Consider the following 18,240-nt stretch of genomic DNA (forward strand, 5'->3'; position numbering starts at 1 on the left):
CGGTGTTCTTTACGCTTGTTTTTGCTCCTTTTATTCCTTTCTTTTGCAAACGTTTTCGTCCTCCATCGTCTAAAAATAATTCTCTGTTATTTCTCCATTACTTTTTGCTTTCTTACCTTTGAACGGAATAATAATTTGTAAATCTAATGTCATGAGGATTCTAAAGGACTATTTTTTTTCGTCTCTCTTGTTGGTGATACTCTGTTGCGGCTTGTCATTCTCGTTGCAGTCGTGCAGTGACGACAAGACCGAAGATATACCGACGGTCATCGGTAACAGTACATCTTCCGGTGTGGTGCTTGGCAGTGAGTATACTTTTACTGCTGCTGCGGGGACACAATCTTTGAGCTTTTATGCAAGCCGGGACTGGACCATTCAAAGTGGTGCCGACTGGTGTAAGTTGTCGGCAACAAGCGGAAAAGCCGGGAATGCCAACGTAAATATTCAAGTTACGGAAAATACCGAAGCGGGCGACCGCAATACGGTTATTACAATAATTGCCGGTGAAACGGGAAATACGGCAAAGAAGGAGATACCCATCGTCCAAAAGAAAACGGATGCCCCGGTTGTAGGATGGAGTGCTGTTGTGGCTTCTCCCGATAGTTGGGATAATCAAAAGCGTGCCGACATATCTTATCAGCTATTGCTCTACTCGTTTGCCGACAGTAACGGGGATAAATATGGTGACATCAACGGTGTGATTTCCAAGTTGGATTATATCAACTCTTTAGGCGTGAAAGCCATCTGGCTTTCTCCCATCCATCCCTCGCCTTCTTATCATGGGTATGATGTGACGGATTATACCAAAGTCAATCCGAAGTTTGGTACTGAAGCCGACTTTGACCGTTTGGTGGCTGAAGCGCGCAACCGTGGCATCAAAATTTATCTGGACTATGTGCTGAATCATACCAGCGTGGAACATCCTTGGTTTCAGGCGGCAAAAACCTCCACAGACAATGCTTATCGCGACTATTATACTTTCTCGCAAGACCCGGTAGCCGATATCAAGGCAGGAAAGATCGACATGATTGCCAGCGAGGGTGCAGGAGGGTATAATGCGGGCGAATGGTTCTCGACAACCACTTCATCGGATGCAGTCAAGGCATGCTATAAGTTTAGATTGGATTGGTCGAATGCTTCCAAACCGACAGTCACGGTTACTAAAGCCGAAACGGCCGATAAAGATAATCCCGACCAAAGCACAACGGGAGCCAAATATCTTTATTTTGGCGAGAGGGTGACTAAGAAGTTTTATGATAAAGGCAATGGCATCTATGAGTTGACGGTAGACTTTGCATCTGCTTGGGGATTTTTGATTCGTACCAGCACTACGGAGTGGGGAAATCACAAATATGGAGCATCGTCTGCCAGCACTAAGGTGAAATTCGGCGAAGCCCTCGCTTTAAAGCAGGGTAATGATGCTAAGGATATCTTATTGGAATCAATGAACCTGTGGTATTATCATTCTCATTTCTATACCGGTTCGTTTGCCGACCTCAATTATGGAAAAGTCGCCAACTTGAAGAATTCACCGGCTTTCAAGGAGGTGGTTGTGGCAGCTAAGGGTTGGGTAGACCGTGGGGTAGAAGGTTTCCGATTGGATGCGGTGAAACATATCTATCACAATGCCAAGGGTACGGAAAATCCTGATTTCCTTAAAACATTCTACGACCAACTGAACAACTATTATAAACAGAAAGGCAATGCGGACGAGCTGTATATGGTGGGCGAGGTGCTTTCCGGTGCTGCTGAGGTAGCTCTTTATTACAAGGGCCTTCCGGCCTTGTTCGAGTTCGACTTTTGGTATCGTCTGGAATGGGCCATCAACAATGCTACAGGCTGTTACTTTGCCAAAGATATTATGGGTTATCAGGAGCTTTATAAAAAAAATCGTTCAAACTATATTGAAGCCACCAAACTTTCCAACCACGACGAAGACCGCACGGCTTCCAAGCTGGGGAGGTCTGTCGACAAAGAAAAACTTGCGGCTGCCGTCCTGCTCACTGGTCCCGGCGAACCATACATTTACTATGGTGAGGAGTTGGGACTTTACGGTATGAAAACGAATGGGGATGAATATGTGCGTGGTCCGATGTTGTGGGGAGACAATACAGTGACTTCATATACGGACAAGATAGACAAGAACGTGGCCTCCAACATTCAATCGGTTGCCGAACAGCAGAAAGACGAAAAGTCCCTGCTCAATGTATATGTTCGTTTTGCCAAGCTGCGCAACACTTATCCGGCTTTGGCGGAAGGCACCATGTCGAAGCATGCGGTTTACAACGAGAACAACTCAACTGTCGGCAAGAACATTGCCGCATGGTATATGACGAAAGGTAGTGAGAAGATGTTGGTTGTACATAACTTTGGCTCGAGTGCTGTGGAGATTGCGTTATCCGACAAGATAGAAAAAGCGGTCGGCTTAAATGGTGATGTACAGCAAAAAACGGCAGACAACAGCACACAGGTCAAGATGGGTGCATATAGCTCCGTCGTATTCAGAATAGCGCAATAAGATAGTGCATTGTCATTCGTAAATTTTTATCAGCATCCGGTTCAGCCAGTTCCAACGAAAACGGAACCAGCGCCGGGTGCTGCTTTGTTTCCCTCCGAATCGAAGAACAAAGTCGCGGTATCCGTGTCTGCGAAACGGCAACCCGACGTCCATAAATTCCAGATGGCGATATTCGTGTTGCTTGGCATCGTCCAGTGCTTTCCATACGGCCAGAACGCCCGGATATTGCAGGGCATAGGTCTTGCGCATTCCGCCAGAGAACCAGAGGTAGGCATTATCACCGGAGTAGATGCAGGCACTGCCCCCGATAATCTTGTTCTTATAGGTGACGATGAAGATTTTGCTTCGTCTTTCAGCCAATCCGCTTTCGAGGTGTTCGAAGAACCGGATGCTGGGAAAGTGTCGGCGTATCTTGGAAGAATAGATGTGGCGCAACATGTGGGCAAAGTGGAGTGTTTCCTCCATGGTTTGCGTCTCTCGCACTTGAGCCCCGTTTTTCAATCCTTTTTTTACCTGTCGGATGCGTGACGGACTGAATCGCTCTTCTACCTTTTCGATGCTGTGCAACGAATTGCGTACCCGCAACCAATTGACGGCAAAATAGCTATTTTCACGGAAAGATTTGTATCCGAACAATGCATTCTCCAGATTGCGGAACTCAATGAGAAAAGCCTCGCGCAACGCCTCGTCGGTGAGCCGTTGCAACATGTCGTTAAAGATAACTTCTTTGTCCGCATTGTCGTCGAAATACTCTCCTGTGCCATACACTTCGCATCTTTTAATGATGCCGGGAGGGAACATACGGACGCTTTTTCGTATCACGGCCAGCAGTTTGGCAATGGGTTTGTCGTTTTCGGAAGCTACGATGAGCACAGGAGTATATCCCGGAGTTGCTTCGTAGATTCGGAACAATCCGGTAGAATGAAAGGTGTTGTTCCCCGGCAGTTCGGGTATTTTGCTTCCACGGTAATATGTTGTCAGTTTCAAAGGCATCGCTTGCAAATTTAGAAAAATAATCTTGTGAGGATGTGTCAAAAGCGATATTATTTGTGATTTAGGCAGAGAGACGAAAAGATACCGGGCTTTAATCGGAATTTTGCATTATCTTTGCACGTATTAGCCTTAAAATGAATTATAATAAGAAAATAGAACATGGAAAGTTTCAGTGATTTGATAAAGACACGTCGCAGCATGCGAAAATTTACGGAAGAAGAGCTGACGCAGGAGCAGGTGGTTGCCTTGATGAAGGCAGCCTTGATGGCACCTGCCTCAAAGCGTAGCAACCCATGGCAATTCATTGTGGTGGATGATAAAGAGAAGCTGAAAGAACTGTCATACTGCAAGGAGCAGGCTTCGCAATTCATTGCCGATGCGGCATTGGCAGTGGTGGTTACGGCCGATCCGCTGGCAAGCGATGTCTGGATAGAAGATGCGGCCATTGCCTCCATCTATTTGCAGTTGCAAGCGGAAGATATGGGATTGGGCAGTTGCTGGGTGCAAGTGCGCGAGCGGTTTACGGCAGCCGGTGTGCCTTCCAATGAATACGTGCATGATGTGCTCGACATTCCTTTGCAATTGCAGGTGCTTAGCGTTATAGCAATCGGGCATAAGGGTATGGAACGCAAACCTTTTGATGAAGACCACTTGCAGTGGGAAAAAATACATCTCAATAAATATGGAGGGGAATAACAGTGAGCGCGACAAAGGCTAACAACAATCGGGATACATACAAGGCAACTGCCATCACATTGATAGCATTCGGCATCCTTTATTTGGTCGACAAGCTGATACATTTTTCTGCCATCGGCTTGCCATGGGTGATGAATAGGGATAATTTCCTGCTTTATACGGCAGTGATTTTTCTATTGTTCAAGCATGATAAATCGGTAGGATTGGTATTGACCGGTTTGTGGCTGATACTGAATTTCGGATTAATAACAGCTTTACTTGGTACGATGTCTGCCTATCTGCTGCCATTGGCACTGTTGGTAGTGGGGATTCTTATGTATTGGTTGGCGACAAGATAGAGGGGTATGGCAGGAAGAGATATGGAGGAAACGTCCATTGTTTTTATCGGTGCGGGCAATCTGGCCACCAATCTGGCAAAAGCACTATATCGGAATCGGTTTCGTATCGTGCAGGTATATAGCCGTACGGCTGAGTCGGCCAAACTTCTGGCGCAGACGGTAGGAGCCGGTTACACAACCGAGCTTTCCTGCATAGTAACAGATGCGCAGCTCTACATCGTTTCGTTGAAAGATGCGGCTTTCGTTGAACTATTGCCCCGAATGGTGCGGAATAAGGAGAAAGCCTTATGGGTGCATACGGCCGGCAGCATTCCTATGGGCATTTGGGAAGGGCATGCCCTGCGATACGGGGTCTTTTATCCGTTGCAGACTTTCAGCAAGCAACGCAATGTGAGTTTCAAAGAGATACCTGTTTGTATAGAGAGTAATTCGGAAGAAGACATGCTTTTTTTGAAAGGCATTGCTTCTGTCTTGTCAGAGAAGGTTTATGAAGTCAGTTCCGAGCAGCGTAAAAGTCTGCATCTGGCGGCAGTGTTTACTTGTAATTTTACCAATCACATGTATGCCTTGGCAGCCGAACTGTTGAAGAAATATCAACTTCCGTTCGATGTCTTGCTGCCTCTGATAGATGAAACAGCCCGCAAGGTGCATGAGTTGGAACCTATTGTGGCGCAAACCGGGCCGGCTGTGAGATATGATAAGAACGTGATTGACGAACATGTGCGCATGCTTGCCGATGAACCTGAGATACAGGTGTTGTATAGCTTGTTGAGTGAGAGCATTCACCGGCTGGCGCTTAAAAATGTTTGCAGTGATTAGAACTAAAAAAAAGAGCATGAGTACCATAAATTATGATTTGAGAAAAATAAAAGCCCTTGTTTTTGATGTGGATGGTGTGTTGAGTGCCAACGTGATTCCGATGAGCGCAGAAGGAGAACCGTTGCGTACTGTGAACATAAAAGACGGTTATTCACTGCACATGGCTGCCAAGCAGGGGATATTGCTGGGCATCATAACCGGTGGCCGAACAGAAGCTGTGCGTAAGCGTTTCATGGCTTTGGGATTTGCAGAAGAGAATATCTACATGGGTTCTTCCGTTAAAATTCATGATTATCGGGATTTTCGCAAGCGCCATGGTTTACTGGATGAAGAAATACTTTACGTAGGCGATGACATCCCCGATTTGGAAGTGATGCGTGAGTGCGGCTTGCCTTGTTGCCCTAAAGATGCGGCTCCCGAAGTAAAGGCGGTATCCCGTTATATTTCGCATGCGGAAGGCGGCTACGGCTGTGGGCGCGATATTGTGGAACAGGTTTTGAAAGTAAAAGGTCTTTGGCTGGCCGATGAGCAGGCTTTTGGCTGGTAAATTGTCGTAAATCATTAAATAGTAAATAAGATGCTGTTTGATAATCTGAAGAGATATAAAATAATTTTAGCCTCCAACTCGCCTCGGCGAAAAGAATTGCTGTCGGGCTTGGGGGTGGAATATGAAGTAAGAACCTTGCCCGATGTGGACGAATCTTATCCTGAAACATTGAAAGGGGCGGCTATTCCTCTTTACATATCCGAAGAAAAAGCAGATGCCTATCGTGCCATGATGCAGCCGGATGAGTTGATGATTACAGCGGATACCATCGTATGGTTGGATGAGAAAGTACTTGGAAAACCTCGGAACAAGGAAGAAGCTATACAGATGCTAATGGCTATGTCGGGGCGTACTCATGAAGTTTTTACCGGTGTATGCCTGACAACGACAGAATGGCAGCGTAGTTTCACTGCGGCAACCGAAGTGCGTTTCTCCCACTTGAGCGAAGAAGAGATTGCTTATTATGTAGACAAGTATCAACCGATGGATAAGGCCGGAGCCTATGGTGTGCAAGAGTGGATTGGCTTTATCGGGGTGGAGTATATTTCAGGAAGCTATTATAATATAATGGGACTCCCCGTACAAAAGTTGTACAGGGAGTTGTTGAAGATTTAAAGTCTATAGGTTTTTCTTTCGATGATTTATTGACTTAAAGGAACACGGGATAGAACTAATAGTCAATCGAACTGTTTGCTCAAATCATATCCAGCATCAACGGAATATCTTCTTCAGTAATACCTTTCTTGAGGAGGATATTTCGGTCTCTGTTGAATAGTTCAAAGAAAGACTCCCGGCTGTTACTTTCCAAAGCTGCTTTACTGTAAAGTTCTGCGGCTTTCTCCGTATTGCCTTGCTTCCATGCTACATGTCCTGCATTGAGATAGTCAATGGCAACCGGTCGGGAAGATAGAATTTTATCGTAATACTTTATGGCTTGCTCGTTTTTATCGCATATAAATGAACACCACCCGATGGCACGCCACGTTTTGATGTTTTCATTTTCAATAAAATCCAGTTTGAAAAAGTATTGCAGTGCTTCTTCGTATCTTTCCAGTTCGGCAAGACAACTGCCGGCATAGAAGAGTATGTTGCGATTCTCCGGTTGTATGCTTTCAGCTTTTTTATAATACTCCAGTGCGGTAGCAAAGTCTTTCATTTGCCGGTAGCAGGCTGCCAGATGCCGGATTGTCCATATATGGTCAGGTTTCAGAATATCCGCTTTCAGGTAAGCGTCTATCGCTTCCTTATATCGTTTCTCTTTTTGCAGACAATAGCCTGTTTTCTGGAAAATGTCGGCATCCGCCCGATTCATGGTTATCAAGTCCTGATAAAGTTCCAGTGCCTTTGCAGGATGCTCTTTGAGAAAATGAAAGTCGGCAACGGTAGCCAGCAATTCGGGTTTGTGTAAGATGGCTTGCAGCACAGGGATACGGTGCAAGGCTATTTCTTCTTTAAAGATGTCCCGAAACTCATTCCGGCGTTGATTGAGTTTAAAGAAACGGTATAAATCGTGGATATATTGGTTACTGATTACATCCGGACGCCGGGCATATTGCTGCAAGGTAGAGGATTTGCTTTCGTCCATCAGCTCATTCAGCTCTTGTGAAGTCATTTGGCTGAGCATGGCATTGCGTTGCGATTGAGGGACGTGCGCCATGGTGAAGCAGAGGGAATACTTGTCGCTATTGCAAAAAAATCCCGATTGCAGGATAAGAGAAAGAATGGCATTGTCTCCCGTAGGCTTAAGGCCGAACTCTTTCACGATGCTGGAATGGTGCATGTCGAATGGATAAAACCAATTGTGCGGCTGTTTGAAGAACGGATAATTTTTGAGTTGTGCAAACGTACTCATATATACATCAGCTCCTTCTAATTGCAGTTCGTTCATCTCACGGATCTTGTTTTCTAAACCGGAGTTTTCAAGAGCCTTTTCCCAATCCGGATTAAAGTCATTCTCATCCGGATTATCTTCAAAACCGAACTTCATGTTACGCATGATATTTACATTCTTTATCATCTCCGGGATAATCTCTTCGCGCATCTTCTTGTCGATCTTTTCCGTTTCCTGACTGCGGAGCAGTTCGATATAAACGCGATTCATCTGTTTGCCGAAGCTGCCGTCTTCGTTCAGAAGAGACAGGCGGGTTGTCAATTCGGGGTAGAGAGACAGACGGGTGGGGTGGCAATGAAGCGTGATAGCTATTCCTACCAATGCACGTTGGCTTACTTGCGCATCAACATGCGTCACGACATCCAGCAGCCATGAAAATTTTCGCGCATCGAAGCATTCCATCAAGCTAAGCGTTACAGCACTGATAAACAAGCATAGGGCATTGACCGGCAGTAGCTCCGAGGTCAATATTCTTTGGGCTTGTTGTTCTTCTTCTACCGACCAGTGGCTGTTACTCCATGTGGAAAGAAAAAGTGTTTGATTTGTTTCTTCATATCGTTTCAATATGGCGTCCAATCCTTGGTTATCCGGCATTAACAGGCAAACGGCCAACTCGTCAGGAAAAGATTCCAACACTTTTGTAAGGGTGGCAATGTCATATTCGTTCGGAAGCCTGTTTCGGTTGTTACGCAGCGAATGATAATAATGGTTTGATACTTTGTCCAACAAGAATAAACGTGCTTGATCGGCAATCTCCCATGTTTCGGACAACAAGCGGCGGTATAGCTGGGAGCGTTCAGGGTCGTTTACTCCTTGACGCATGTATCGAAGCATATATTGGTAGGATGTTTGCGCTTGCTCCAAGCGGTTACGAGGGGAGCGATCGTCGATATCCCATAGAAAAGCTTCCAATTGGGATTGTGCTTCTTTCAATCTTTTCTGTTCTAACAGGACTATGATGTTTTGATATTGTTCTTGTATAGATTGCTCGTTCATATACGGATATCTTTAGAAATATATACGTTGACAAAGCTACAAAAAGAATACCAAAATATTGTGTTTAGTTTATTCTTTTTCAGTATCATCAGAAAGTATCTGTTTATACTGAATGTTCAGAATCTTACTTGCACTTGTGTTTGCAGCAGATTATAGTTTTCTCCTTTGTGTGGATTACAGTATGTGTATTGAACTTGCAGCCGGCATTTCGGGTAGAACCACCATTGAATGCCTGTCATGTAGTTTGTCTGTTTACTATCAAGCATCTTGTTCTTGTTAAAATAATCGTAGGACACAACGATGTCAAATTGAGGGAGCATATGGATAGATGCCGTTGCATAATATCCGTCACTTTTCACTTTTCCGTCTTTTCCGGCAAGGTATTCGGTGCGTAAACTTATCGGCTTGGCATTGACTACTGCACCGATTGCCCAACGGTTACGGATATAGCTTTCACTGACCTTGATGTCCGGAACATCGGGAGAAGCAGCTACGGCACAACCCTTTCCTTTGATAAACGAACCTCCTATAGACAGCCAGTTCAAAGGATGCAGCATCAGACTTCCGACAATGTCTTTTTGATTATTTTTATCTTTCAGGTTGATGCCTTGCCCGTTCATGACGGCAAGGTTGTAGTTGACGAACTTATCAAAAAGGTCACCATAGATAAGCAGCCCCATGTCACGTCCGGTAGTGACACCGAACAACGGGTCGCTACCGTTGATACCTGCCAAATAAGCCACGGCCTGTGCATTGCAGTTTATCAGTTCTACGATGCAGGGAGATAGGGGATTCTCAATGGAATAAGGTGTCTTGAACTGGCCGAGGCGCACATTGAACTGGGGTAGAAAATGATACTCGGTGTAGGCTTCCAGTATCTTTCCTGTGTTTCCGAAGCTATACATGAAGAAAGCCGACCACTTATCGGTTATTTTGCCGTTTGCGAACAGAATAGCTCTTTTAAGGTCGAAAGAATGTTCCGTTCTTTCGTTCTTATTGCCATAATTGTACCCCACTTGGATATATCCCGAAAGGGTAATGCGTTCTTTAAGGGTATTTACCGTTTTGTTTACGTTGACCTCCTGTGCAGTAGCAAATAGGGTGGAAAAAATAATACTGAATGATAGTAGGTATCGTCTAATGCATGTAAACATCTGATTAAGAGAAATAATTTATTGCAGGATGCAAAGGATTGGTATCATAAATATAATATTAAGCACGGATTCTATGGAAATTACACGGTTTTGAATCCGTGAATACCATACCATCCGTGCTTGTGAGAAACGACAAAAGTGTTTAGAAATACTTTTGTCGTTTTATCTACTCATTTCTTATTCGTTGATAGCGGCAATGCCCGGAAGAATTTTTCCTTCAATGGCTTCGAGCAATGCACCGCCACCGGTAGATACATAAGAAACACCGCTTGCCAAACCGAATTTGTTGACGCAAGCAACAGAATCACCGCCGCCTACAAGTGAGAAAGCTCCGTTTTTGGTAGCTTCTACAATGGCTTCGCCTACTGCACGTGAGCCATGAGTAAAGTTTTCGAATTCAAATACTCCTGTCGGACCATTCCAAAGGATGGTCTTGGAGTTTTTGATTACGTTGGCAAATATTTCTTCGGTCTTCGGACCGATGTCCAGACCTTCCCATCCATCGGGGATTTCGTTCACCGGACAGAACTTGGTGTTGGCTTCGTTGGAGAACGAGTCGGCAATCTTGGCGTCAACGGCCAATACAAGATTAACGCCTTTCTCTTTTGCCTTCTTTATCAGGTCGAGAGCAAGATCCAGCTTGTCGTCTTCGCAGATAGAAATTCCAATCTTGCCGCCCAAGGCTTTTGTGAAGGTATATGTCATACCGCCGGCAATAATCAGGTTATCTACCTTGTTCAACAGGTTCTCGATGATTTCAATCTTGGAAGAAACTTTGGAACCACCCATGATGGCTGTAAAAGGACGGTGAATATCATTCAAAATTTTGTCTACAGCTTTTACTTCTTTTTCCATCAGGTAACCGAACATTTTATTGTTCTTGTCGAAGTATTTAGCAATCAATGCCGTAGAAGCATGTGCACGGTGAGCTGTACCGAAAGCATCGTTTACATAGCAATCGGCATAGGATGCCAATTTTTTGGTAAATTCTTTTTGACTTTCTTTGACGGCTGCTTTGGCCACTTTCTTCTCTTCGTCCGTGGCGTCTTCAGCCAAGCCGCGAGGTTTGCCTTCTTCTTCTGCGTAGAAGCGGAGGTTCTCGAGCAGCAGTACTTCACCCGGTTGCAGAGCTGCGGCTTTAACGGCCGCCTCTTCACCCATGCAATCGTTGGCAAACTGTACCTCAACGCCCAACAATTCTTCAAGGTGTTTCAAGATATGCTTCAAAGAGAATTTATCGGCCGGGCCTTTCGGACGACCGAGGTGAGAACCGATTATTACACTGCCACCATCAGCCAAAATTTTCTTCAACGTAGGAAGAGCGGCACGCATACGGGTATCATCTGTAATGTTGAAGTTTTCGTCCAAAGGAACATTGAAGTCCACGCGAACAAATGCCTTTTTTCCGGCAAAGTTAAATTGGTCAATTGTCATAATATTCTATATTTTATTAAATGTGTTACGGGTTTTGTTTCGTGAGTGCAAAGATAATGTTTATTTCTTTTTTTTGCTATTAAATCGTTATTTATTCTTTGTCTTCGCTACCCTCATGGCTTACTTTATATTTCCGGCAGTAATACTTACACATCAGTTGTAAGCCGCAGTTGTCACATTGGGGAGTACGTGCCTGACATACATATCTGCCGTGCAGAATGAGCCAGTGATGAGCCTTTGCGATGTCGGCTTCGGGGATATGTTTCACTAATTCTTTTTCTACGCTGAACGGGGTTGTGCATTTATCCGACACCAGCCCCAGACGATGGCTGACGCGGAACACGTGTGTGTCTACGGCCATAGCAGCTTTGTTGAAGGCAACCGATTGGACAACGTTGGCTGTCTTGCGTCCCACACCGGGAAGCTTGATGAGCTCTTCCAGCGTGTCGGGCACTTGGCCATGGAAGTCTTTCACCAACATACGAGCCATTCCTACAAGGTGTTTGGCTTTATTGTTGGGATAAGACACGCTGCGGATATATTCAAACACTACTTCGGGAGTTGTGGCAGCCAGTGCTTCGGGAGTGGGAAAATCAAGGTAGATGGCAGGAGTAACCATGTTTACTCGTTTGTCGGTGCATTGCGCTGATAGAATGACAGCTATCAGCAACTCGAACGGATTGTCATAATGTAGCTCGGTTTCGGCTATGGGACGATTTTCTTTGAACCATGCAATGATTCTCTCGTAACGTTCTTTCTTTCTCATCTCAATTTGTTTTTATGATAATGCGGTGCAACTTTCAGGTTGAAGTAGAGGGTAGAAACAACCGTCAGGCAAGCACCGAATAAATAGGCTCTGTCGAAAGTACTGATTTCGGCGATATAGCCGCCGGCCAGCATGCCGATACCGATGCCCACGTCCCAAGACGTGAGGTAGGTGGAGGTGGCCGTACCGCGCTGGCTGTTGGGGGCCAGATTGACGAACAGAGTGTTGTATGCCGGAAACATGATGCCGAAACCTGTTCCCAACAGCAAGGCGATAACGAAAAATGTCACTGTGCAGAGTATGCTGTTCCATTGAATGATATGGGCGCAGGCCGAAAGCAGAAAGAAACTGAGTACGACAAGGTATAAACCGGTAGAGATGACCTGAGTGATTTTTCCCTTATCGACCTGCCGGCCGGAAAAAAGTCGCGAGACGGCCATGCCCAATGCCATAAAAGTAAAGAAGAAGCCGGTAGAGGCTTGGATGTTTATTTGTTTGGCGTACATAGCCACGTAGTTGGTGGTCATGCCATAAGGGATGGAGAGTAGCAGCAGGTTGAATCCGGCCGGAAGTCCTTTCAGCAGAATGAAGCGGTCAAGAGAAATTGCTTCTCGCTTCACGGGCGGCTTGTAGGCGGTCTTTACGGCGGAGGCGCACAGCAATCCTGCAAGGCACGAGCCTAAAGAGCAACAAAAGATAACAGGGTAGGAGACTTCTGCATCGTGCAGAAACAATCCCGTCATGGGGCCTATGGACATGGCGATGTTATTGGCAAGTCCGTAATAACCCAATCCTTCTCCGCGTCGCGATGAGGGCATGATGTCGATGACGATCGTGTTTCCGCCCACCGTTACCATACCGAATGATACGCCGTGAACGATGCGGAACAGAATAAAAAACGTCAGTGTTCCGGCAATGATGTATCCTCCGAACATGGCCGTAAAGATGAAATAGGCCAACAGATAGAGGGGCTTACGGGCAAAAGAGTCGAGCAAATAGCCCGAAAAAGGACGGATGCATAATGCCGCGATAGTATAGCAGGAAAGCACGATGCCGATGGTCGTCTTGTTTGCCCGAAACACTTCCGACAGATAAAAAGGCAATACCGGCATCAGCAGCCAAAAACCGAAAAACAGCAAGAAATTGGCAGCGAGAATGAAGCAATAGTCGGATGTGACGAGTCTGTCTTTCATAATGCTTAAATTTTTAGGCATGGATTGCACAAATCTCACGGTTTTGCACTTTGAGTAATCCGTGTTTTCCATGTAATCCATGCCTAATTATGTGGATGGCAACCTGCTCTATAACTGCGGATGCCTTATATTGACAGTTGTATGGCCTAATAAGCCGATTCAAATTCTCTCAAGAAACGGGTGTCGTTCTCGGAGAAGAGACGCAGGTCGTTGACACGATACTTCAGGTTAGTAATGCGCTCGATACCCATTCCTAAGGCATATCCGCTATACACCTTACTGTCTATGCCGTTCAGTTCCAATACATTCGGGTCTACCATTCCGCAACCCAATATCTCTACCCAGCCTGTTCCTTTGCAGAAAGGACAGCCTTTGCCACCGCAAATATTGCAACTGATATCCATCTCTGCACTGGGTTCGGTGAACGGAAAGTAGGAGGGGCGCAGTCGAATCTTGGTGTCATTGCCGAACATCTCTCGCGCAAAAAGCAACAGCACCTGTCGCAAGTCGGTGAAAGAGACGTTTTTGTCTACATACAATGCTTCTACCTGATGAAAGAAAGCATGTGCACGATAACTGATGGCTTCGTTACGGTAAACGCGTCCCGGACACAGTACGCGGATGGGCGGTTTGGTAATGTCCATTACACGGCTTTGCACGCTGGAGGTATGTGTGCGCAGGATGATATTGTTTGACACATTTTCGGTATTGTTTGCAATGAAGAACGTGTCCTGCATGTCGCGTGCGGGATGATCTTCAGCAAAATTCATGGAAGAAAATACGTGCCAGTCGTCTTCTATCTCCGGACCGTCGGCAATGTTGAAACCCATCCGGGCAAATATGTCGATGATTTCGTTCTTTACGATTGTCAGTGGATGACGCGTACCCAGTTTTACGGGATAGGCGGAACGGGTCAGATCGAGATCGTCGCAGCCGGTGTCTTGATTTTCAAATAGTTCTTTCAATGCAGCAATCTTTTCTTGTGCTTTGTTCTTGAGCTCATTCAGCCGCATACCCACCTCTTTCTTCTGTTCGGCAGCTACGTTGCGGAAGTCTGTCATCAACTCATTGATAGCACCCTTCTTGCTGAGATATTTAAGGCGCAGTAATTCCAGTTCTTCGGCATTGGTTGCCTTCAGAGTTTCTACTTCTTGTAGTAACTGATTGATTTTCGCTATCATATTGTCGTTGTCTTTTTTAATCCAAAGTTGAAAACGATGCAAAGATACAATTTTCTTTAAGACATCGTTCCCATGAGAGGTACTTAAATTTGTCGTTCTTTGTTTTTTGTCTTTAAAGGACTTTATTTATTTTCATAAACATTTGGCAGGTTCGAAAAAATGCTCTACTTTTGCGCCCCGAAGAGGAGAGGTGCTCGAGTGGTTGAAGAGGCACGCCTGGAAAGCGTGTATACCCCAAAAGGGTATCCGGGGTTCGAATCCCCGTCTCTCCGCAAACAAGGGTGTAAATCAACGAATTACGTGATTTATACCCTTTATTACACCCAAAAATTCATTGTCTTAGAAACTTATCGCACTTTTTTTATTACAATATTCGTTTGTATTCGTGAAAGTAATAACTATTACACACAAATATGATTTACGGATATATCAGAGTTAGCAGCGATAAGCAAACAGTGGAAAATCAACGCTTCGAGATTAGCAACTTTTGTAAACTTCAGAATCTTTCAATTGACGACTGGATAGAGGAAACTATCAGTGGTACAAAAAACTATAGTAAACGTCAACTGGGTAAATTACTTAAAAAAGTGAATAAAGATGATATTATCATTTGCAGTGAATTGTCCCGGCTTGGGCGTAACTTATTTATGATCATGGAGATACTGAATATCTGCATGACAAAAGAATGTCGCGTGTGGACTATCAAGGATAACTATCGGCTTGGGGATGATATTCAGAGTAAAGTCCTCGCCTTCGCTTTCGGACTTTCAGCAGAGATTGAACGTAATCTTATCAGCCAACGAACCAAGGAAGCATTGGCACGAAAAAAAGCAGAAGGCGCAAAACTTGGGCATACCAAAGGATTTCGCTGTAGGCTTAACCCCAAATGTGCCAACAAGCATGAATGGATTATCAAGGAGCTTAATAAAGGAACGGAGAAAACAGTTGTTGCCAAAAAGTTGAAAGTATCAAAAACCACCCTCTACCGATATCTTGTCTATACGGGGCTTCATACACCTACAAATTGCCTGCAGGAAGGATGGAAAGATTATGGCATCTATCATTGATTTCTGCGTATGTCTGAGACGACCCTTAAAAGAGGGTGGCTTCGACATTACTATTGGCAACCCTCCATACATTAGTGCGCCAACGCAGATTGCATCCCCAGAACTAAATGAGCAACGCCAACGTATTATCGAGTGCAAGAAATACAAATCACTCTATGAGAAATGGGATTTGTTTGTTCCATTCATCGAACTTGGCTTACAACTCCTCTGCCCCAATGGAGTATTCTCTATGATTGTTCCATATCCTTTGACAAATCAGAAATATGGCAAGAAACTCCGTAAGATGATAATAGAAGAATATCGCCTATTGGAAATTGCAGATCTGAACGGTACAAAGATTTTTGAGAATGCAACAGTGAGCAATTGTATACCGTTCATTCAGAACTCATCACCAAAAGGTGAACTTCGTATAACTCAAATATATGCGGACAAGACATTCCGTAAAGTATTGTATAAGTCTCCAGAAACATTAAAACAGGATGAAAATAAATATGTCTGGAACTTAACAGAAGAAAGAAGGTTTGGAAATCGTTTTGCCAACATGAATGTGTTGGGTGACTTCTGCTATATCAGTGTAGGAATGGTTGTTAATGCAGATGAAAAGAAAGCAAAAGGAGAATTTAGGAAAGATGACCTTATAAGTGAAACTTACGACGAAATTCATAGTCGCAAATACATTGAGGCTAAAGACATAGACAAGTATCAGGTAAAACGTGTACGTTATCTTGAATGGAATACAGAACGATGCCCTGATAAGTTGCGGCGCCCTACCTTTCGTGAATTGTATAATCGTCCAAAACTATTAATAAATCGTTTAGGTTTTCTTAAAGTACATCTTGATATGGATACACATTTCTTGCATAGCGACTCCATGTTTTCTGCTGTTCTATGGAAGGATTTGAAGGGAGTTAACAACAAGAGCATATCTTCAAGTATCAAGAAATTCTGCAAGCACACTCGTGCAGAGATGGAAGCGTTGTCAAGCGAAGTAGACTTGCTTTATTTATTAGGTGTCCTCAATTCCTCAATGGCTGGTCAGTTATTAGCTGACCAACGAGGCGGAGATTATCACATCTACCCCGAACATATACGCAATCTTCCTATCCCTATTGCGACTTCCAAGCAGCAAGAGGAGATAGCTCAGCTCGTCAGAATCATTATGGAAAGATACATGGCGGGCAAGACTGTGAAACGGAGCAACAGAAAGTCAATCAGATAGTTTCCACACTATACATATAATGCATTTTTCCTATTTCCTGATTAACGCGTATTTACGCAAAAAAAACGAATAAAATCTTGATGTTGTGAGAAAATATCCATATCTTTGTAGTCGCAAAGACTGCGTTTTTACGCATAAATAACTAATAGGAATGAATATAGAACGACCCATATATCTGCAAAGGTTAATTGACCGACGCCACAATGGAATGATAAAAATCATTACTGGATTGCGTCGGAGTGGCAAATCGTATCTGCTCTTTACACTTTTCTGCCAGTATCTTAAAGAACAAGGGATAGATGATACCCAAATCATTAAGTTGGATTTGGAGAACATTTATAATGAACGTTATCGAAAGCCTTTACCCTTGTTAGATTACATTAGCCAAAGGGTAACAGATACGAGGGAATACTTTATACTCATAGACGAGATACAATTGCTTGACCGTTTTGAGGAGGTGCTGAACACGCTGCTGAAGAATCCACAATTAGATGTGTATGTCACAGGCAGTAATGCACGCTTCCTGTCAAAAGATGTTGTGACGACTTTCCGTGGTAGGGGCGATGAGTTACGTATCCACCCATTGAGCTTCAGCGAATATATGTCGGTGAAGCCAGATGCGCCTTTCTTGGAAACACACCTTAATGAATATATGCTTTTGGGAGGATTGCCCCAAACGGTAACGATGGCCACAGAACAACAGAAGAAGGGCTATCTGCAACAGCTTTTCTCCAATACCTACCTTATCGACATCAAAGAAAGATATAGCATACGAAACGATGATGATCTGGAAGAACTAATTGACGTTATGGCAAGCAGCATAGGAAGCCTTACCAACCCACAGAAAATAGCGAATACCTTTCGTTCTGCAAAGCGGAGCACCATCACTAGAGACACCATCAAGACTTATCTGGACTATATGCAGGACGCTTTCCTGATGGACCGTGCCGTACGCTACGATATCAAGGGTCGAAAATACATTGATACTCCGGCAAAATACTATTTTGAAGACTTGGGATTACGCAATGTCCGATTGAATTTCCGCCAGACAGAACACACACACTTGATGGAGAATCTTATATACAATGAGTTACGGATGCGTGGCTATTCTGTGGATGTAGGGCAGGTTACGCAAAATACGAAAAACGAAAATGGAATAAGTGAACGCAAGCAGTTAGAAGTGGACTTCGTATGCAACAGAGGACAGGACAGAATTTACATCCAGTCGGCTTACGCTTTGCCATCTGAAGAAAAAACAGAACAAGAACTACGATCTCTCAAACAGATTAAAGATAGTTTTCAGAAAGTTGTTATTGTAGGAGGCATGCAACCCACTTTCCGCAACGATGACGGCATACTCATCCTGAACATTTTTGATTTTCTGCTGAATAGAAGTGGACAGAATCTGTGACCCTCAAAAGAGGGCTT

The 18,240-nt window shown here is 44.4% G+C and carries 16 protein-coding genes and 1 tRNA gene; 10 read left to right on the plus strand and 7 right to left on the minus strand.

Translation table 11 applies throughout. The features are described 5' to 3' along the window. The first annotated feature begins 151 nt into the window (after nucleotides 1–151). Nucleotides 152–2,518 (plus strand): alpha-amylase family glycosyl hydrolase, encoded by a 2,367-nt coding sequence (locus C3V43_RS01580; RefSeq protein ID WP_106068318.1) that lies wholly within the window; start codon nucleotides 152–154, stop codon nucleotides 2,516–2,518. A 12-nt stretch (nucleotides 2,519–2,530) separates the two neighbouring features. On the opposite strand, the gene C3V43_RS01585 is transcribed toward C3V43_RS01580, so the two are convergent. Then, the gene (locus C3V43_RS01585) at nucleotides 2,531–3,511 is read right to left on the minus strand and encodes a GNAT family N-acetyltransferase (RefSeq protein WP_106068319.1); all 981 of its coding nucleotides are present in this window, start codon (nucleotides 3,509–3,511) and stop codon (nucleotides 2,531–2,533) included. Between the two features lie 159 nt (nucleotides 3,512–3,670). On the opposite strand from C3V43_RS01585, the gene C3V43_RS01590 reads away from it, so the two are divergent. The 5 genes from C3V43_RS01590 to C3V43_RS01610 are packed head-to-tail and all read left to right on the plus strand — an operon-like array spanning nucleotide 3,671 to nucleotide 6,526. Next, a complete protein-coding gene (locus tag C3V43_RS01590; RefSeq protein ID WP_106068320.1) occupies nucleotides 3,671–4,207 on the plus strand; it encodes a nitroreductase family protein in 537 nt (178 codons plus the stop codon). Between the two features lie 2 nt (nucleotides 4,208–4,209). Next, complete coding sequence (locus tag C3V43_RS01595; RefSeq protein ID WP_106068321.1) at nucleotides 4,210–4,545, plus strand: hypothetical protein; 336 nt, start codon at nucleotides 4,210–4,212, stop codon at nucleotides 4,543–4,545. Nucleotides 4,546–4,551: 6 nt separating this feature from the next. Beyond that, nucleotides 4,552–5,364: a Rossmann-like and DUF2520 domain-containing protein gene (locus C3V43_RS01600; RefSeq protein ID WP_106068322.1), complete on the plus strand. Its 813-nt coding sequence runs from the start codon at nucleotides 4,552–4,554 to the stop codon at nucleotides 5,362–5,364. A gap of 16 nt (nucleotides 5,365–5,380) precedes the next feature. After that, nucleotides 5,381–5,911, plus strand: coding sequence for a KdsC family phosphatase (locus C3V43_RS01605; protein ID WP_106068323.1), 531 nt, complete (start codon nucleotides 5,381–5,383; stop codon nucleotides 5,909–5,911). A 33-nt stretch (nucleotides 5,912–5,944) separates the two neighbouring features. Continuing rightward, complete coding sequence (locus C3V43_RS01610; protein ID WP_106070401.1) at nucleotides 5,945–6,526, plus strand: Maf-like protein; 582 nt, start codon at nucleotides 5,945–5,947, stop codon at nucleotides 6,524–6,526. A gap of 79 nt (nucleotides 6,527–6,605) precedes the next feature. Here the strand turns inward: C3V43_RS01610 and C3V43_RS01615 are convergent, their stop codons facing one another. The 6 genes from C3V43_RS01615 to pheS form a co-directional block, all read right to left on the minus strand. Continuing rightward, nucleotides 6,606–8,798 (minus strand): tetratricopeptide repeat protein, encoded by a 2,193-nt coding sequence (locus C3V43_RS01615; protein WP_106068324.1) that lies wholly within the window; start codon nucleotides 8,796–8,798, stop codon nucleotides 6,606–6,608. Nucleotides 8,799–8,914: 116 nt separating this feature from the next. After that, nucleotides 8,915–9,940 carry a porin gene (locus C3V43_RS01620; RefSeq protein WP_106070402.1) on the minus strand — a complete coding sequence of 342 codons (1,026 nt, stop codon included), beginning with the start codon at nucleotides 9,938–9,940 and terminating at the stop codon, nucleotides 8,915–8,917. A 189-nt stretch (nucleotides 9,941–10,129) separates the two neighbouring features. After that, the gene (locus C3V43_RS01625; protein WP_106068325.1) at nucleotides 10,130–11,389 is read right to left on the minus strand and encodes a phosphoglycerate kinase; all 1,260 of its coding nucleotides are present in this window, start codon (nucleotides 11,387–11,389) and stop codon (nucleotides 10,130–10,132) included. An 88-nt stretch (nucleotides 11,390–11,477) separates the two neighbouring features. Further along, complete coding sequence (nth, locus tag C3V43_RS01630; RefSeq protein ID WP_106068326.1) at nucleotides 11,478–12,152, minus strand: endonuclease III; 675 nt, start codon at nucleotides 12,150–12,152, stop codon at nucleotides 11,478–11,480. Next, nucleotides 12,149–13,345 carry an MFS transporter gene (locus tag C3V43_RS01635; protein WP_106068327.1) on the minus strand — a complete coding sequence of 399 codons (1,197 nt, stop codon included), beginning with the start codon at nucleotides 13,343–13,345 and terminating at the stop codon, nucleotides 12,149–12,151. The genes nth and C3V43_RS01635 overlap by 4 nt, the downstream gene beginning before the upstream one ends. Before the next feature lie 146 nt (nucleotides 13,346–13,491). Beyond that, nucleotides 13,492–14,526, minus strand: a complete 1,035-nt coding sequence (pheS, locus tag C3V43_RS01640) for a phenylalanine--tRNA ligase subunit alpha (RefSeq protein WP_106070403.1) — start codon at nucleotides 14,524–14,526, stop codon at nucleotides 13,492–13,494. A 184-nt stretch (nucleotides 14,527–14,710) separates the two neighbouring features. Between pheS and C3V43_RS01645 the strand changes: the two genes are divergently transcribed. The 4 genes from C3V43_RS01645 to C3V43_RS01660 all read left to right on the plus strand — a co-directional run bounded on the left by C3V43_RS01645 (nucleotide 14,711) and on the right by C3V43_RS01660 (nucleotide 18,223). Continuing rightward, nucleotides 14,711–14,798 (plus strand) — tRNA-Ser (locus C3V43_RS01645). 141 nt (nucleotides 14,799–14,939) lie between these two features. Further along, nucleotides 14,940–15,593 (plus strand): master DNA invertase Mpi family serine-type recombinase, encoded by a 654-nt coding sequence (locus tag C3V43_RS01650; RefSeq protein WP_106068328.1) that lies wholly within the window; start codon nucleotides 14,940–14,942, stop codon nucleotides 15,591–15,593. Further along, the gene (locus C3V43_RS01655) at nucleotides 15,577–16,812 is read left to right on the plus strand and encodes an Eco57I restriction-modification methylase domain-containing protein (protein WP_106068329.1); all 1,236 of its coding nucleotides are present in this window, start codon (nucleotides 15,577–15,579) and stop codon (nucleotides 16,810–16,812) included. The genes C3V43_RS01650 and C3V43_RS01655 overlap by 17 nt, the downstream gene beginning before the upstream one ends. Nucleotides 16,813–16,963: 151 nt before the next feature. Further along, nucleotides 16,964–18,223, plus strand: a complete 1,260-nt coding sequence (locus tag C3V43_RS01660; protein ID WP_106068330.1) for an ATP-binding protein — start codon at nucleotides 16,964–16,966, stop codon at nucleotides 18,221–18,223. The last annotated feature ends 17 nt before the right edge of the window (nucleotides 18,224–18,240 follow it).

This window comes from Prevotella heparinolytica, from assembly GCF_002998535.1.
GTDB lineage: Bacteria > Bacteroidota > Bacteroidia > Bacteroidales > Bacteroidaceae > Bacteroides > Bacteroides heparinolyticus.